We start from the raw sequence: 15809 nt of genomic DNA, 5'->3' as shown, positions 1-15809 counted from the left end.
TTTCGAACAGGCCTTTGGCCGCAGCCTCCGTGGAAGAACCTAATGAAAAGCGCAGAAATCCGTGAAGCCTTCCTTCGCTTCTTCGAAGAGCAAGGCCACACCCGTGTAGCCTCCAGCTCTTTGATTCCGGGCAACGACCCAACCCTGCTGTTCACTAACGCGGGGATGAACCAGTTCAAGGACTGCTTCCTGGGCCAGGAAAAACGTGCGTACACCCGTGCGACCAGCAGCCAGAAATGCGTGCGTGCCGGTGGCAAGAACAGTGACCTGGAAAACGTCGGTTATACCGCTCGTCACCACACGTTCTTCGAAATGCTCGGTAACTTCAGCTTCGGTGACTATTTCAAGAAAGACGCGATTACCTACGCGTGGACCTTCCTGACCGGCGTTCTGCAACTGCCGAAGGAAAAACTCTGGGTCACCGTCTACGCCTCCGACGACGAAGCGTATGACATCTGGACCAAAGAAATCGGTGTGCCGGTCGAGCGCATGATCCGTATCGGCGACAACAAAGGCGCGCCGTACGCCTCCGACAACTTCTGGACCATGGGCGATACCGGCCCGTGCGGCCCATGCACCGAGATTTTCTACGATCACGGCGACCACATCTGGGGCGGCCCGCCGGGCTCGCCGGAAGAAGACGGCGACCGTTACATCGAGATCTGGAACAACGTGTTCATGCAGTTCAACCGCACCGCCGATGGCGTCTTGCATCCGTTGCCTGCACCGTCGGTCGACACCGGCATGGGCCTGGAGCGGATCAGTGCGGTGATGCAGCACGTCAATTCCAACTACGACATCGACCTGTTCAAAAACCTGCTGAAGGCCTCGGCTGAAGCGATCGGCTGCGAAAACGGCGATCAGTCTTCGTTGAAAGTCGTGTCCGACCACATTCGTTCGTGCGGTTTCCTGATCGCCGACGGTGTGCTGCCGTCCAACGAAGGTCGCGGTTATGTACTGCGCCGGATCATCCGTCGCGCCTGCCGTCACGGTAATAAGCTGGGCGCTACCGGCAGCTTCTTCTACAAGATCGTTGCCGCACTGGTTGCCGAGATGGGCGAAGCCTTCCCGGAACTGAAGAAGCAGCAAAGCAACATCGAGCGCGTGCTCAAGGCTGAAGAAGAGCAGTTCTCCAAGACTCTGGAGCACGGCCTGAAAATTCTCGAGCAGGATTTGCTGGAACTCAAAGGCACCGTGGTGCCGGGCGACGTAGTGTTCAAACTCTACGACACCTATGGTTTCCCGATGGACCTGACCGCCGACATCGCCCGCGAGCGCAGCCTGACTGTCGATGAAGTCGGCTTCGAACGTGAGATGGAAGCCCAGCGTGTTCGCGCGCGTTCGGCCAGCTCGTTCGGTCTGGACTACAACACCTTGGTCAAGGTTGACGTGGCCACCGAGTTCACCGGGTACAAAGACACCAGCGGTTCGGCAAAAATCGTTGCTATCTATAAAGATGGCCAGTCGGTCGACGTCTTGAATGAAGGCGAAGAGGCGGTGATCGTTCTGAATCAGACGCCGTTCTACGCTGAGTCCGGCGGCCAGATCGGCGACTGCGGTTATCTGCAGGCCGGCAGCAGCCGTTTCGACGTGCGCGACACCACCAAAACCGGCGGCGCTTTCCTGCACCACGGTGTGCTGGATTCGGGCAGCCTGACCATCGGCGCGCCAGTGGAAACCCACGTCGACGCCGAAGTGCGTCACGCCACTTCGTTGAACCACTCGGCCACGCACTTGCTGCACGCTGCACTGCGCCAGGTTCTGGGCGAGCACGTTCAGCAGAAAGGTTCGTTGGTCGACAGTCAGCGCCTGCGTTTCGACTTCAGCCACTTTGAAGCGATCAAACCTGAGCAGATCAAAGCGCTGGAAGACATCGTCAACGCCGAGATTCGCAAGAACTCCGCGGTTGAAACCGAAGAAACCGACATCGAAACCGCGAAGAACAAAGGCGCGATGGCGCTGTTCGGCGAGAAGTACGGCGACAACGTACGCGTGCTGAGCATGGGCGGTGATTTCTCCGTCGAACTGTGCGGCGGTATCCACGCCAACCGTACCGGCGACATCGGTCTGCTGAAAATCATCAGCGAAGGCGGTGTGGCTTCGGGTGTGCGTCGTATCGAAGCGGTCACCGGTGCTGCGGCACTGGCTTACTTGAATGCTGCAGAAGAACAACTCAAGGAAGCGGCCAGCCTGGTCAAGGGCAGCCGCGACAACCTGATCGACAAGCTGTCGGCTGTGCTCGAGCGCAATCGCCAACTGGAGAAGCAACTCGAGCAGTTGCAAGCCAAGGCGGCGAGTGCGGCGGGCGATGATCTGTCGTCCTCGGCACTGGACGTCAAAGGCGTGAAGGTTTTGGCCGCACGTCTGGATGGTCAGGACGCCAAGGCGCTGCTGGCGCTGGTTGATCAGTTGAAGAACAAACTCGGCCGCGCAGTGATCCTGCTCGGCAGTGTCCATGAGGAAAAGGTCGTTCTGGTTGCAGGCGTAACCAAAGACCTGACTGGCCAACTCAAAGCCGGTGATTTGATGAAGCAAGCTGCTGCGGCAGTGGGCGGGAAGGGCGGTGGTCGTCCGGACATGGCGCAGGGCGGTGGCGTTGATGCCGGCGCGCTGGATGGTGCACTGGCGCTGACCGTTCCATTCGTCGAGCAGGGTTTATAAGACGGTCCGTCGTGCTCGCAGTCTAGTGGCGGGCGCGGCGGCTGTTCGAGTGATTATTGGGCGCCCTTCATGGGCAGAGGCGGCTTTGAAATGGCTTTGATCGTACAGAAATTTGGAGGCACCTCGGTCGGTACTGTCGAGAGAATCGAGCAGGTCGCCGACAAGGTTAAGAAATTCCGCGATGCCGGCGATGACCTGGTGGTTGTGCTGTCTGCAATGAGCGGCGAAACCAACCGTCTGATCGATCTGGCCAAGCAAATCAGTGGCGACGGTCAACCGGTTCCGCGTGAGCTGGACGTGATTGTTTCCACCGGTGAGCAGGTGACGATTGCCCTGTTGGCCATGGCGCTGATCAAGCGCGGTGTGCCGGCGGTGTCGTACACCGGTAATCAGGTGCGGATCCTGACCGACAGTGCGCACAATAAAGCGCGTATCTTGCAGATTGATGACCAGAAGATTCGTGGTGATCTGAAAGCAGGTCGCGTGGTAGTTGTCGCCGGTTTCCAGGGCGTCGACGAGCACGGCAACATTACCACCCTCGGTCGTGGCGGTTCCGACACCACCGGCGTGGCACTGGCTGCGGCGTTGAAGGCTGACGAGTGCCAGATCTACACCGACGTTGATGGTGTTTACACCACTGACCCGCGTGTGGTGCCGGTCGCTCAGCGTCTGGACAAGATCACCTTCGAAGAGATGCTGGAAATGGCCAGCCTCGGTTCCAAGGTGTTGCAGATCCGTGCCGTGGAATTCGCCGGCAAGTACAACGTACCGCTGCGCGTACTGCACAGCTTCAAGGAGGGTCCGGGCACCCTCATTACTATTGATGAAGAGGAAACCATGGAACAGCCGATCATTTCCGGCATCGCTTTCAATCGCGATGAAGCCAAGCTGACCATCCGTGGCGTGCCAGACACCCCGGGCGTGGCGTTCAAGATTCTCGGCCCGATCAGTGCCGCGAACATCGAAGTCGACATGATCGTGCAGAACGTCGCGCACGATAACACCACCGACTTCACCTTCACCGTACACCGCAACGACTTCCAGGCCGCACAGAACGTGCTGGAAAACACCGCTCGCGAGATCGGTGCCCGTGAAGTGGTTGGCGACATCAAGATTGCCAAGGTCTCGATCGTCGGCGTCGGCATGCGTTCCCACGCAGGCGTGGCCAGCCGCATGTTCGAATCGCTGGCAAAAGAAAGCATCAACATCCAGATGATCTCGACTTCGGAAATCAAGGTTTCCGTGGTGATTGAAGAGAAGTACCTGGAACTGGCCGTGCGCGCTCTGCACACGGCTTTCGAACTGGATGCGCCGGCCCGTCAAGGCGAGTAATTCCGTTCAACCAAAGGGCGCGGTCTGACCGCGCCCTTTATTTTTTTGAATGGCGTGAGCCCTGACTGTTCTTTTGCTCGCGCTGGTCAATACTCAGGCATGTAGGGCTACGATCGCTCCGGTTGTAGGTCGGGTGCCTTTTTTTTGCAGACTGTTGTCCCTGAACTGAATTGCGTAAGGAGAAAGGTATGCTGATTCTGACCCGTCGGTGCGCAGAAAGCCTGATTATCGGTGACGGCGAAATCACCGTGACCGTGCTCGGCGTTAAAGGAAACCAAGTGCGCATCGGTGTGAACGCGCCGAAAGAGGTTGCCGTGCACCGTGAGGAAATTTACCTGCGTATAAAGAAAGAGAAGGACGAAGAACCAAGCCATTAATTTTTATCGATTTTTATGTTTGCAAACGGGGAAAAGGTTGGTTAAGATACGCCCCGTGTTGCGGAGAGCTGGCCGAGTGGCCGAAGGCGCTCCCCTGCTAAGGGAGTACACCTCAAAAGGGTGTCGGGGGTTCGAATCCCCCGTTCTCCGCCATTATTTGCTTAGTACGTCGTAATCTGGCTTTTTCTGTAAGTTGTTGAAATTAATAGAAAAAGTGGTTGGAATAGAGATTAGACGGGCTATAATGCGGCGCAACAAATGCACTCGTAGCTCAGCTGGATAGAGTACTCGGCTACGAACCGAGCGGTCACAGGTTCGAATCCTGTCGAGTGCACCATTTAAGAGTCAGTTACAGCAATGTAAATGACTTGGCTTCAACCAGATGTGATCTGGTCTAAAAACACAAATGCACTCGTAGCTCAGCTGGATAGAGTACTCGGCTACGAACCGAGCGGTCACAGGTTCGAATCCTGTCGAGTGCACCATTTAAGAGTTACTTGCAGCAATGCAGATAACTTGGCTTCATCCAGTTGTGGTCTGGGCTAAAAACACAAAATGCACTCGTAGCTCAGCTGGATAGAGTACTCGGCTACGAACCGAGCGGTCACAGGTTCGAATCCTGTCGAGTGCACCATATACCGAAAAGCCCGCGTTTATCGCGGGCTTTTTGCTGTCCGGGATTTGGCTTTTTCCTTCACGCATCCCCGTTGATCAAAATCGATTTGTGCTGTTCGGCCTCGCTTGAGGTCGTAACGATACGTGGTCGTCGATGTCCGAATGTTGATCTTGTCCGGCTTGCCTAAAGCGCTTTCGACATCTTGCGCGCTCATCCCTGTGATAACGCGCCGATTGATGATCGCCTGGCGGCGTTGTCTCGCGTCGATCACGTTGCCGCAGATGTGCTCCGCGCCGCCGACAATGCCCGGTGCTCGGCCTCTGGTATTCATACCGGATGTTTCTTCGTGATTGGCTTCAGGCATCACCGCCACCACAGATCCGGGCGAGTAGGGGTGTACTTCCTGCACGGAGAGGTGTTCGCCGTGCGCGCAACTCATCGTGGTGAAGGTGATGCTGCCGTCAGGTGCTTCGCAGCGATGCAGGGTGGTCGTGGCCCCGGCGTGCGGTAGGCAGAGCAAAAAAGTCAGTACGAAAAAAGATGATTTGAGTGGCATTCGACGTCCTCCATGACGATCTACGCTCAAGGGTAGTCGCTACATTTTGCGCTGCCGGTGTGTTTTCTTTTCAAGATGAGTCGTCGCATTTGCATGGATCAGGATGGCGCTCAGGTTTGTCTCGCAAGCGCTTGTTTCAGCCGTGATTTTTTAACGTATTAAACCGTCAGGCGTGTATCATTGCGCCCGTCAGCCCCGCCGGGGCTTATGGAAAACCTCCATGGACTTACCCAGTAGTTGTTCAGTAACCCGTTTCACCAATCATGAATTGACTGATTGATTCTTCCGGCGTGCCCCGCTGCTGGGAGTGGAGTTCGCCTATGTCCGAAATCGAAGTAAAGAAAACACAGGAAAGCCTGCAGGATCGCCTGGCCCAAGTGGTCGAGCTTTTGCAGCGCCAACGAGTCGTCGAAGACCTGACTCATCGCCAGGAAGGCGCGCACAACGACCGGGTGGAAAACCTGGTTCACCGGCAGAATCTGGTCGAGTTGCAACGCAAACTCGACGATCTGCACTCCGCCGACGTTGCCTACATTCTTGAAGCCTTGCCGCTGGACGATCGTCTGACGCTCTGGCAACTGGTCAAGGCTGATCGCGACGGCGATATTCTTCTCGAAGTATCCGATTCCGTTCGTGAAACGCTGATCGCCGACATGGACGATCACGAGCTCCTGGCTGCGGCCAAGGACATGGACGCCGACGAACTTGCTGACCTGGCTTCCGAGCTGCCGCGAGACGTCGTCCATGGACTGATGGAGAGCCTCGATAACCAGCAACGTGAGCGCGTGCGTTCGGCCCTGTCTTATGACGAGGAGCAGGTCGGTGCGCTGATGGACTTCGAGATGGTGACGATCCGTGAGGATGTCAGTCTCGAAGTGGTGCTGCGTTATCTGCGCCGTCTCAAAGAGCTGCCGGGCCATACCGACAAACTGTTTGTGGTCGATTACGACGGCGTGCTCAAGGGCGTGCTGCCGATCAAGCGTTTGCTGGTCAACGATCCGGACAAGCAAGTGGCCGAGGTGATGGCCAGCGACCCGGTGAGTTTCCATCCGGACGAAGACGCCTACGATGCCGCTCAGGCGTTCGAGCGTTATGACTTGATCTCGGCCCCGGTGGTCGACAAGAACGGCAAGCTGATCGGTCGTCTGACCATCGACGAAATGGTCGACCTGATTCGTGAAGAGAGCGAAAACGAAGTCCTCAACATGGCGGGTCTGCGTGAAGAGGAAGACATCTTCGCCTCCGTGTGGAAATCGCTGCGTAACCGTTGGGCGTGGCTGGCAGTCAACCTGATCACCGCGTTTGTTGCGTCCCGTGTGATTGGTCTGTTTGAAGGCTCGATCGAGAAGCTGGTAGCGCTGGCGGCGTTGATGCCGATCGTGGCGGGTATTGGTGGCAACTCCGGTAACCAGACGATCACCATGATCGTCCGGGCGATGGCGCTCGATCAGGTCAGCACCGGCAATACCTCGCGTCTGATGCGCAAGGAACTGGCCGTAGGTTTGATCAACGGCCTGGTCTGGGGCGGGGTGATCGGTGTGGTCGCTTATCTGCTCTACGGCAGCTGGTCGTTGGGTGTGGTGATGACGGCGGCAATGACGCTCAACCTGCTGCTGGCAGCGCTGATGGGTGTACTGATCCCGATGACGCTGGCCAAGATGGGCCGCGACCCGGCCATGGGCGCCAGCGTGATGATCACCGCGATGACCGACAGCGGTGGCTTCTTCATCTTCCTCGGGTTGGCGACAATCTTCCTGCTCTGACCCGCTGCAAACAAAGAGCCCGCCAAATTGGCGGGCTTTTTTGTGCCTGATGTCTAAACAGCGGGCAATACAAAACCATTGTGGCGAGGGGATTTATCCCCGTTGGGCTGCGCAGCGGCCCCAAAAACATTGGGACTGCTGCGCAGCCCAGCGGGGATAAATCCCCTCGCCACAGGTACCGTGTTTGATCAGCCAAATCGAAGGCAAAAAAAAGCCAGCAATCATGCTGGCTTGAGATATTCGGTGTAGCTCAGGACGCGTCTGCGGCCATCTCGGCGTCGTGTGCGATCAACGACACCAATGCGTTCTGTTGGCGGTGCGACAGCTGGCGGAAGCGTTGCAGCAACTCACGTTCGTGAAGCGACAGCTCAGGGCTGTCAAGGCGCATGCTCAGCTCTTCGCCCAGTGCACCTTCTTGAATAAGGCTCTGTTCAAGGCGCGCGATGATTTCGGAGTTCATGCTGCGATGATGATTGCGAGCCACCTCGGCAATGCGTTCACGCATTCCGTCTGGCAGACGTACGACGAACTTGTCAGCCGTACGGCTGGAATAAATTGCCTGTTTCAATGGGCGCATATATTTAACCGGTTAGTTCAGGGGAGCGGTTCTCGGGAATGGCCGCAGGATGTGTGATAGGACAAGCATCCGGACCAAATGGTTCAACCTGAATTGTTAAGAGGCGCGCATCATGCCTCAAAATTGCCAGTTCATTGGCGTCAATTCTGTGACAAATATTGGGCCGGGTAAAGGCGTAATGCCAGCACCAATTGTCAGAAATGCGGACTGGTTTGAAATCTTTGCCTTCGTCCGAATCACTGGCCGCTTCCTGTTGCACATCAATGGGTGTCCAAAGACCTCAGAACGTGCATGCTATGCGGCTTTCTATCCTTGTTCCTTACCTGTACAGGATAGTGGCAATTTGCCGATTTACTAGGGGCAGACCCGTGCCAGAGGGCATTTTCAGGATGGATGGCAAGCTTATTTATCTGATGGGGCCGTCCGGTTCAGGCAAGGACAGCCTGATTGAGGCGGCACGCGAACCTTTGCGTGCGATGAATTGCGAAATCATTCGCCGGGTGATAACCCGATCAGCGGAGTCTGTGGGTGAGGACGCGGTCGGCGTTACGCCAGGAGAGTTTGAGCGCCGCCAGCAAGCCGGTGACTTCGCGCTGGCCTGGCACGCTAATGGCCTCGCTTACGGCATTCCAGTAGAAATGGATCAGTGGCTTAAAGACGGGCGAAACGTCTTGGTGAATGGCTCGCGCGCCAATCTGCGACAAGCGCAGGAGTTGTATCCAACGCTAGTGCCAGTGCTGTTGACGGTGAGGGATGAAGTGCTGCGTGAACGCTTGCTCAAACGAGGCCGTGAGACCCTTGAGCAAATCGATGCGAGGCTGGCGCGCAATGCGCTGTTCAAAGACAGACGAGCCAGCGACACGCCCGTGAATCTAATCGACAACTCCGGCGATCTGGCGACCGCCGTCAATCAATTGCTGGATGTGCTCAATCTCAACGCAGCACCGGGTCAAACTTGATCCTGCGCCCGGCCACCAGCGCCAGCACAAACAACACCGCAAACACGCCGCAGCCGATCAGGGGCAGGGTGACCTGGGTGTCCTCGAACAGCGAAAAATGCAAAACGCCACTCAATAAGGCGAGGATCAGAAATCCTGCAGCTGATTTGGACATGCTGTACTCCTGAAGATATTTCAAAAAACCAGACGTTCGGAAACCTGCGCCGGCAAAGCCTGATCAGCCTCGCTTACAGCTCTTGGGCCGTAGCTGCCCTGATCGCTCAGCACCGCCAGTTGCGGCTGCTTCTGCACTTGCAGGTAATGTGGCATGCGCTGGGCGACCGTCTCATGACTGTCCGGGGCGAAGTGAAAGCCCACCAAGACCGCCAATGCGATTGCGTTTGCAAGCAAGAGGGTGCTGTTCATGAGGCGGACTCCGATTGTTCTTCTATGGAACAGACATAGCAGCCGCCGTGCCAACAGTCTAACCGCTGTTAAGTCCTTTAAAAACAAGCATTTGAGAGGGTTTTTCACAGCGCCTAGGTTGCAATCTGCAATGATGGCATTTTGTGGTAGTGCAAATTGCACGGTAAAACATCCCGCAGCCTTGCAGGGCGCCTGCCTACACTTAAAAAGCCCTACGGATGACATGACAAATCAGGGCCTGGCCGTTACCATGCACGCCGTCCGTCGCGCCGCGTCTGCCCGCGACAACTTAGTGTCTCAGTAGCTCAATTGGATAGAGCATCCCCCTCCTAAGGGGAAGGTTGCAGGTTCGAACCCCGCCTGGGACACCACCTTTCAAAAGCCCCATTCAGGACAATCCTGGTGGGGCTTTTTTGTGCCTTTCGTATGAGAGTTCCAGCAATGTGGAAGTGATCTGGCTGAGTTGGTTTCTTTTTCAGCATCGCGCTCCGACAAACACATCAGGAATCTTCAGGCACCCACCCTCAGGGAACGCCACCCGTTGCCGATAACGTACTCGGTGACTTCAAAGTCGCGTGAAATTCCTTGATAGCATTTTGCCGCCAGCTATCATCGTCGCGCCCGAAATTGCCCTCACTTCAATTGCCTGGAAATCTTCGATGCTGTCGTATCACCAAAAGCGTTTTCTGATCGTCGATGATTTCTCGGATTTTCGCAGTTCGGTTCGCTCGATGCTGCGTGAGCTTGGGGTCAAGGACGTCGACACCGCGGACACCGGTGAGCAAGCGCTGAAGATGTGTGCGCAGAAGTCCTACGATTTTATCCTGCAGGATTTCCATCTCGGCGACGGCAAGAAGAACGGCCAGCAGGTGCTTGAAGACCTGATGCTGGAAAAGCTCATCAGCCATGAAGCGGTGTTTGTCATGGTCACCGCCGAGACCAGTCAGGCGATGGTGCTAAGTGCGTTGGAGCATGAGCCGGATGCGTATCTGACCAAGCCGTTCAACCGTTCGGGTCTGGCGCAGCGACTGGAGCGTCTGGAGCAGCGCAAGACTTTGCTCAAACCGATTCTGCAGGCCCTCGACCGTGGCAAACCGGTTGAGGTGCTCAACGCCTGCATCGCGTTGTGCAAGCAGGACATTCGCTACTCGCCGTTGTGCCTGCGTTACCGCGCCGATGCGTTGCGTGATCTCAATCAGAACGAAGCGCTGGAGCGCCTCTACGACGGCATCATTGCTGACCGGCCGTTGCCGTGGGCGTTTGCCGGGTTGGGCAAACTGTTGTTCAAGCGCGGGCAGATTGCGCAGGCCAAAGGCGTTTACGAAAAAGCCCTGAAGGTGTTTCCGATGATGCCGTCGCTGTATGACGGCATGGCCGATGTGCTGGTGGCTGAGGGTGATACCAAAGGCGCGCAACGGGTGCTTGAAGAGGCGATTCGCTTGTCGCCGCTGGCGGTGCGCCGGCAGGCCTTGCTCGGCAAACTGGCGATGACCAACGAAGATTTTGACACAGCCTCGCGGGCTTATCGGCAGGCCGTGGCGCAGGGCGCGCAGTCGCGTTTCAAGGATGCGGAAAGCAACCTCGGTCTGGCCCACGCGTTGATCAGCAAGGGCAGCGAGCGCGGTCTCGATACGCGCACGCGGCTGGAGATCAACACTACGCTCAGCGCCGTGGCCAAGGAAAACCCGAGCGACCCGGGCCTGCAAATTCGTGCGCGGTTGATGAAGGCCACCAGCCTGTTGCTCAACGATGCCGAAACCGCTGATAAACTCACCGAACAAGCGATGTTGCGTCTCGACGGCATGGAGCAATTCATGAGTCCTGAGGCCGCGTTGTTGGTGGCCAAGCAATTGCAAATGCTCGGTCAGGCCGAGGCGGGCACTTCGATGCTCAAGAGTTGCGCGGAGATCTACGGCGATGATCCGGCGGTGATGAAAGACATCGCCAAGCTCACCGATGACCCGACTATCCTCAGTTCGAGCAACGCCGCTGCCGACCTCAACCGTCAGGGCGTGCGCGTGTACAAGACCGGCAATCTGGTGGAGGCCCGCGAGGTGTTCCGCAAGGCGCTGAAGTTGCAGCCGAAGAACATCAGTATTGCGCTGAACTTGGCCCAGTCGCTGCTGCACGGTACCGACACGTCGGTGCCGTCGGCGGAGCTGGAAGAATGTCGGGCCTGCCTGAAAATGGTCGGCCTGATGCCCGACACCGACGCGCGTCATGCGCGTTACCAGAAGCTGAAAAGCAAGGCGTTTGGCGAATGAACCACGACGAGCAAACACTGGATTTTTCCACGGTGATCGCCTCCACCGTTCACGACATGAAGAACTCGCTGGCGATGCTCATGCAGGCGCACAGCCAATGGCTGGCGCGGTTGCCGCCAGCGCAGCGCGAGGGTTCTGAGCTGGGCGTGATCGACTTCGAGTTCGCTCACCTCAACGGCATGCTCGTGCAGTTGCTCGGGCTGTATAAGCTCGGTGTAAATCAGATGCCGTTGCAGCCGGCGTATCACGAGCTCGACGACTTCATCGAGGCGCAACTGGCGGCGCATCAGGAAGTGTTCGCCAGTCGCGGGATCATCGCCACCTATGAAATTGATCCGCTGTGTCCGCTGGGTTTCTTCGACCGTGAACTGATTGCTTCGGTGCTCGGCAACTGCATCAACAATGCGATTCGTTATGCCCGCGAGTCGTTGCTGATTACTGTCAGCGACGAGGCGGGGCAGTTGGTGCTGACCATCAATGATGATGGCGCCGGTTACCCGACCGAGATGCTTGAGCGTCAGGCCGATTACGTGCAGGGCATCAATCACAGCAGCGGCAGCACGGGATTGGGTCTGTATTTCGCCAACCGTATTGCCGCATTGCATCAGCGCAACGGCGTCGAAGGACGCACCGAAATCAGCAACGGCGGCCCACTCGGTGGCGGCCTCTTCAGCCTCTTTCTCCCCTGAGACGTTCGACTGATCCTGACGGCAACGTTCTCCCCGTGTAGGAGCTGCCGAAGGCTGCGATCTTTTGATCTTGTTTCTAACGGCAACATCAAAAGATCGCAGCCTTCGGCAGCTCCTACAGAAGATCGGATATTTATTTGACGCTGCTTGATATTCCGAACAGCCGCAGCCTATTTTGTCCGGGTCGCCGTTCGCGGCTCGCACAACAACAAGGATTGCGTCATGACAACCGATGGCCAGCGCTCACTCGCACAGCGATTGACGGGCATTGATGAGATTGAATGTGTCACGCCGGATTTGAACGGCGTGCCGCGAGGCAAGGTGATGACCGCCGAGGGGTTCCTCGAAGGGCGGCGTTTGCAGATGGCGCGGGGTGTGCTGCTGCAATGCATCATGGGCGGTTACCCGGCGGCGAAGTTTTACGGCAGCGATGACGGTGACCTGGCGCTGGTGGCCGAACCGAGCATGATTCATCCGTTGCCGTGGAGCGACGAGCCGCGCGCATGGGCGATCTGCGATGCCGATGAGCTGACAGGCGAAAGCTCCAACCTGTCGACCCGTGGCCAGTTGAAGAAAGTCATCGCCCGTTATGCGGCGTTGGGCCTGGCGCCGGTGGTGGCGACCGAGCTGGAATTCTTTGTCTTCGCGCCCAATACCGATCCGAATCAACCGTTCCGCCCACCCGTTGGTCTCGACGGTCGCCGCGAGGATGGGCAGTCGGCGTTCAGCGTCAGTTCCAACAACGGTCTGCGGCCGTTCTTCAACGAAGTCTATAAATGCATGGCGGCCCTCGGTTTGCCGCGCGACACCTTTATGCATGAAATGGGCGTCAGCCAGTTTGAGATCAACTTGCTGCACGGTGATCCGCTGTTGCTGGCCGACCAGACCTTCCTGTTCAAACACTTGCTCAAAGAAGTCGCGCTCAAGCACGGGCTGACCGTGGTGTGCATGGCCAAACCGCTGGCGCACACGCCGGGCAGTTCGATGCACATTCACCAGAGCATCGTCGAGATCGGCAGCGGCAAAAATGTATTCAGTGACGAGAAGGGCCAGCCGACCGCAATGTTCCGCCACTTCATCGGCGGACAGCAGGCGGGCATGGCTGAATTCACCGCGCTGTTTGCGCCCAACGTGAACTCCTATCAGCGTCTGTGCCATCCATTCGCGTCACCGAACAATGCCTGCTGGTCACATGACAATCGCGCCGCCGGCTTACGGATTCCCGCCAGTTCACCAGTAGCCCGTCGGGTCGAAAACCGTTTGCCGGGCGCCGACGCCAACCCGTATCTGGCAATCGCCGCCAGCCTGGCCGCGGGCTTGCATGGCATCGAGCATGAGCTGGAACCGACCGAAGCAATTCAGGGTGAATTCGAAGTCCCGGACAATCTGTCGCTGCCGTGTACCTTGCATGCCGCACTCGAACGTCTGAAACGTAGCCAATTGGCCATGGAACTGTTCGGCAAGGAGTTCATCGAAGGCTACATCGCTTCGAAGACCATGGAGTTGACGAGTTTCTTTGATGAAATTACCCCCTGGGAACGACGTGTTCTAGCAGCCCAGGCCTGACGAACTGTCGCCACCGGGCTATCGTTTGATAGCCCGGACTCACTGCAAGGAGCCGCTCGGAACGCCGATGCGCCAAATCTGGAAATCCTTTCGAGCGCTGTATTTCGCCTCGCTGATGATGTTGATCGGCTCGGGCCTTTTGTCTACTTATCTGGCTTTGCGCCTGGCCGCCGACAATGTCGACGGGCTGTGGGTCGGTGCGCTGATGGCCTGCAACTATTTTGGTCTGGTGCTGGGCGGCAAGATCGGTCACCGCTTGATCGCCCGTGTTGGGCATATCCGGGCGTATTCGGCGTGCGCCGGGATCGTCGGTGCGGCGGTGCTCGGGCATGGTCTGGTGGACTGGCTGCCGGCGTGGCTGGTGCTGCGGACGATTGTCGGTCTGGGCATGATGTGTCAATACATGGTGATCGAGAGCTGGCTCAACGAGCAGGCCGATGCCAATCAGCGTGGGATGGTGTTCAGCGGATACATGATCGCTTCGTATCTGGGGCTGGTGTTGGGTCAACTGATTCTGGTCATGCACCCGGGGCTGGGGCCGGAGCTGTTGATGTTGGTCGCGCTGTGTTTCGCCCTGTGCCTGGTGCCGGTGACGCTGACCCGACGGATTCACCCGGCGCCGCTGCATCCTGCGCCGATGGAGCCGCGCTTCTTCATTAAACGTGTGCCGCAGTCGCTGAGTACGGTGCTCGGCGCCGGTTTGATCATCGGTGCGTTTTACGGTCTGGCGCCGTTGTATGCCTCGCAGCAAGGGCTCTCGACCGAGCAGGTCGGTCTGTTCATGGGTAGCTGCATTTTTGCCGGGCTGCTGGTGCAGTGGCCGCTGGGCTGGTTGTCCGACCGCTATGATCGTGCGCTGCTGATTCGCTGCTTTGCCGGGTTCCTCGCGGTGGCGGCGCTGCCGTTGGCGATCATGCCGGAGGTGCCGCTGGAGGTGCTGTTTGTGGTCGGCTTCTTCTGCTCGCTGGTGCAGTTCTGTCTGTATCCGCTGGCGGTGGCGTTTTCCAATGACCACGTTGAGGGCGATCGCCGGGTTTCGCTGACGGCGATGCTGCTGGTGACGTATGGCGTCGGCGCGAGCATCGGGCCGTTGCTGGCGGGTGTGTTGATGAAGTTTCTCGGCAGCCAGAGTCTGTATGCGTTTTTCAGCTTCTTTGCGTTGGTGCTGGTGTGGCGAATCCGTCCGAAAGCCGTGACCAATCTGCACCAGGTTGATGACGCGCCGCTGCATCACGTGGCGATGCCGGACAGCATGTCGAGCTCACCGCTGGTGGCAGCGCTGGATCCACGGGTGGATGAACAGGTGGTGCAGGATCAGATGCAGACACCGGCCGAGCCTGAGCCTGAACCGGAAGTGGAGCCTGAATCTGAGACTCCGCCGGAGCCAGTGGTGGAGCCAGAGCCGGATGATGGCAGCGATAAACCGACGCCAGACATCAGTGGCGCCAGACCCTGACTCTGACTGCAATATTCACCTGTGGTGAAAACAGATTTAATGATGAATGGATAACCCTGTGGTGAGTGAATTCTTGTGGCGAGGGGATTTATCCCCGTTCGGCTGCGCAGCAGTCGTAAAACCATCCAGCTCGGTTCAACAGGAACATTGTGCAGTCAGGATTTGGGGCCGCTTCGCAGCCCAGCGGGGATAAATCCCCTCGCCACAAGTAATTCATAAACCACAGATTCTTGATTGAATTCTCTCGGGCACAAAAAAGGGCAGTCCCGCCAAGGACTGCCCCTTTTATTCGCCGCTATAAATCACATAGCTGCAAGACCCTAAAGGTAAACACTTAACCTGTGGCGAGGGGATTCATCCCCGCTGGGCTGCGAAGCAGCCCCAACCCCTGAATCCACATTCTTCCTGACACACCACATTGCATGGTTTTACGACTGCTGCGCAGCCGGGCGGGGATAAATCCCCTCACCACAAGAACTCACTCACCACAGATTCTTGGTTGAATTCTCACAGGCGAATAATTCACATAGGTGCAAAACCCTAAAGGGAAACACTTAACCTGTGGCGAGGGGATTCATCCCCGATGGG

The 15809-nt window shown here is 57.4% G+C and carries 13 protein-coding genes and 5 tRNA genes; 14 read left to right on the top strand and 4 right to left on the bottom strand.

From position 1 onward, the window contains the following. Positions 1-42: 42 nt before the first annotated feature. From alaS to KFS80_RS02020, 7 genes are all read left to right on the top strand, one after another. Positions 43-2661 carry an alanine--tRNA ligase gene (gene alaS / locus KFS80_RS02050; protein ID WP_159812715.1) on the top strand — a complete coding sequence of 873 codons (2619 nt, stop codon included), beginning with the start codon at positions 43-45 and terminating at the stop codon, positions 2659-2661. Positions 2662-2751: 90 nt separating this feature from the next. Next, entirely contained in the window at positions 2752-3993 is a 1242-nt protein-coding gene (locus KFS80_RS02045) for an aspartate kinase (RefSeq protein WP_053122853.1), read from the top strand. Between the two features lie 188 nt (positions 3994-4181). Beyond that, complete coding sequence (gene csrA / locus KFS80_RS02040) at positions 4182-4370, top strand: carbon storage regulator CsrA (RefSeq protein ID WP_002554426.1); 189 nt, start codon at positions 4182-4184, stop codon at positions 4368-4370. Positions 4371-4432: 62 nt separating this feature from the next. Beyond that, a tRNA-Ser gene (locus KFS80_RS02035) sits at positions 4433-4523 on the top strand. A 107-nt stretch (positions 4524-4630) separates the two neighbouring features. After that, positions 4631-4707, top strand: a tRNA-Arg gene (locus tag KFS80_RS02030). A 71-nt stretch (positions 4708-4778) separates the two neighbouring features. Then, a tRNA-Arg gene (locus KFS80_RS02025) sits at positions 4779-4855 on the top strand. 72 nt (positions 4856-4927) lie between these two features. After that, a tRNA-Arg gene (locus tag KFS80_RS02020) sits at positions 4928-5004 on the top strand. Between the two features lie 19 nt (positions 5005-5023). Here the strand turns inward: KFS80_RS02020 and KFS80_RS02015 are convergent. Beyond that, positions 5024-5542 (bottom strand): cell envelope protein SmpA, encoded by a 519-nt coding sequence (locus KFS80_RS02015; protein ID WP_212543835.1) that lies wholly within the window; start codon positions 5540-5542, stop codon positions 5024-5026. A 320-nt stretch (positions 5543-5862) separates the two neighbouring features. Here KFS80_RS02015 and mgtE point away from each other — a divergent pair, with 320 nt between their 5' ends. Then, complete coding sequence (gene mgtE, locus KFS80_RS02010; RefSeq protein ID WP_053122849.1) at positions 5863-7305, top strand: magnesium transporter; 1443 nt, start codon at positions 5863-5865, stop codon at positions 7303-7305. 250 nt (positions 7306-7555) lie between these two features. Here the strand turns inward: mgtE and KFS80_RS02005 are convergent, their stop codons facing one another. Further along, positions 7556-7882: an Arc family DNA-binding protein gene (locus KFS80_RS02005; RefSeq protein WP_003178899.1), complete on the bottom strand. Its 327-nt coding sequence runs from the start codon at positions 7880-7882 to the stop codon at positions 7556-7558. Positions 7883-8271: 389 nt separating this feature from the next. Here KFS80_RS02005 and phnN point away from each other — a divergent pair, with 389 nt between their 5' ends. Then, entirely contained in the window at positions 8272-8841 is a 570-nt protein-coding gene (phnN, locus tag KFS80_RS02000; RefSeq protein ID WP_212543834.1) for a phosphonate metabolism protein/1,5-bisphosphokinase (PRPP-forming) PhnN, read from the top strand. On the opposite strand, the gene KFS80_RS01995 is transcribed toward phnN, so the two are convergent. Both KFS80_RS01995 and KFS80_RS01990 read right to left on the bottom strand, forming a co-directional pair. Continuing rightward, positions 8816-8995 (bottom strand): PA3371 family protein, encoded by a 180-nt coding sequence (locus tag KFS80_RS01995; protein ID WP_053122845.1) that lies wholly within the window; start codon positions 8993-8995, stop codon positions 8816-8818. The two genes, phnN and KFS80_RS01995, sit on opposite strands and share 26 nt — an antisense overlap. A gap of 20 nt (positions 8996-9015) precedes the next feature. Continuing rightward, a complete protein-coding gene (locus KFS80_RS01990) occupies positions 9016-9246 on the bottom strand; it encodes a hypothetical protein (RefSeq protein ID WP_212543833.1) in 231 nt (76 codons plus the stop codon). A 294-nt stretch (positions 9247-9540) separates the two neighbouring features. Between KFS80_RS01990 and KFS80_RS01985 the strand changes: the two genes are divergently transcribed. The 5 genes from KFS80_RS01985 to KFS80_RS01965 all read left to right on the top strand — a co-directional run bounded on the left by KFS80_RS01985 (position 9541) and on the right by KFS80_RS01965 (position 15221). Further along, positions 9541-9617 (top strand) — tRNA-Arg (locus KFS80_RS01985). Between the two features lie 288 nt (positions 9618-9905). Beyond that, entirely contained in the window at positions 9906-11510 is a 1605-nt protein-coding gene (locus KFS80_RS01980; protein ID WP_159812709.1) for a tetratricopeptide repeat-containing response regulator, read from the top strand. Continuing rightward, positions 11507-12199 carry a sensor histidine kinase gene (locus tag KFS80_RS01975; RefSeq protein ID WP_212543832.1) on the top strand — a complete coding sequence of 231 codons (693 nt, stop codon included), beginning with the start codon at positions 11507-11509 and terminating at the stop codon, positions 12197-12199. The genes KFS80_RS01980 and KFS80_RS01975 overlap by 4 nt, the downstream gene beginning before the upstream one ends. A 324-nt stretch (positions 12200-12523) precedes the next feature. Further along, positions 12524-13765: a glutamine synthetase family protein gene (locus KFS80_RS01970; protein WP_212543940.1), complete on the top strand. Its 1242-nt coding sequence runs from the start codon at positions 12524-12526 to the stop codon at positions 13763-13765. Between the two features lie 67 nt (positions 13766-13832). Beyond that, entirely contained in the window at positions 13833-15221 is a 1389-nt protein-coding gene (locus KFS80_RS01965) for an MFS transporter (protein ID WP_212543831.1), read from the top strand. Positions 15222-15809 lie beyond the last annotated feature (588 nt).

This window comes from Pseudomonas rustica, from assembly GCF_018336155.1.
Taxonomy (GTDB): domain Bacteria; phylum Pseudomonadota; class Gammaproteobacteria; order Pseudomonadales; family Pseudomonadaceae; genus Aquipseudomonas; species Aquipseudomonas rustica.
The sequence above is the reverse complement of the archived record's forward strand: the minus strand, read 5'-3'. Positions and strand labels throughout refer to the sequence as shown.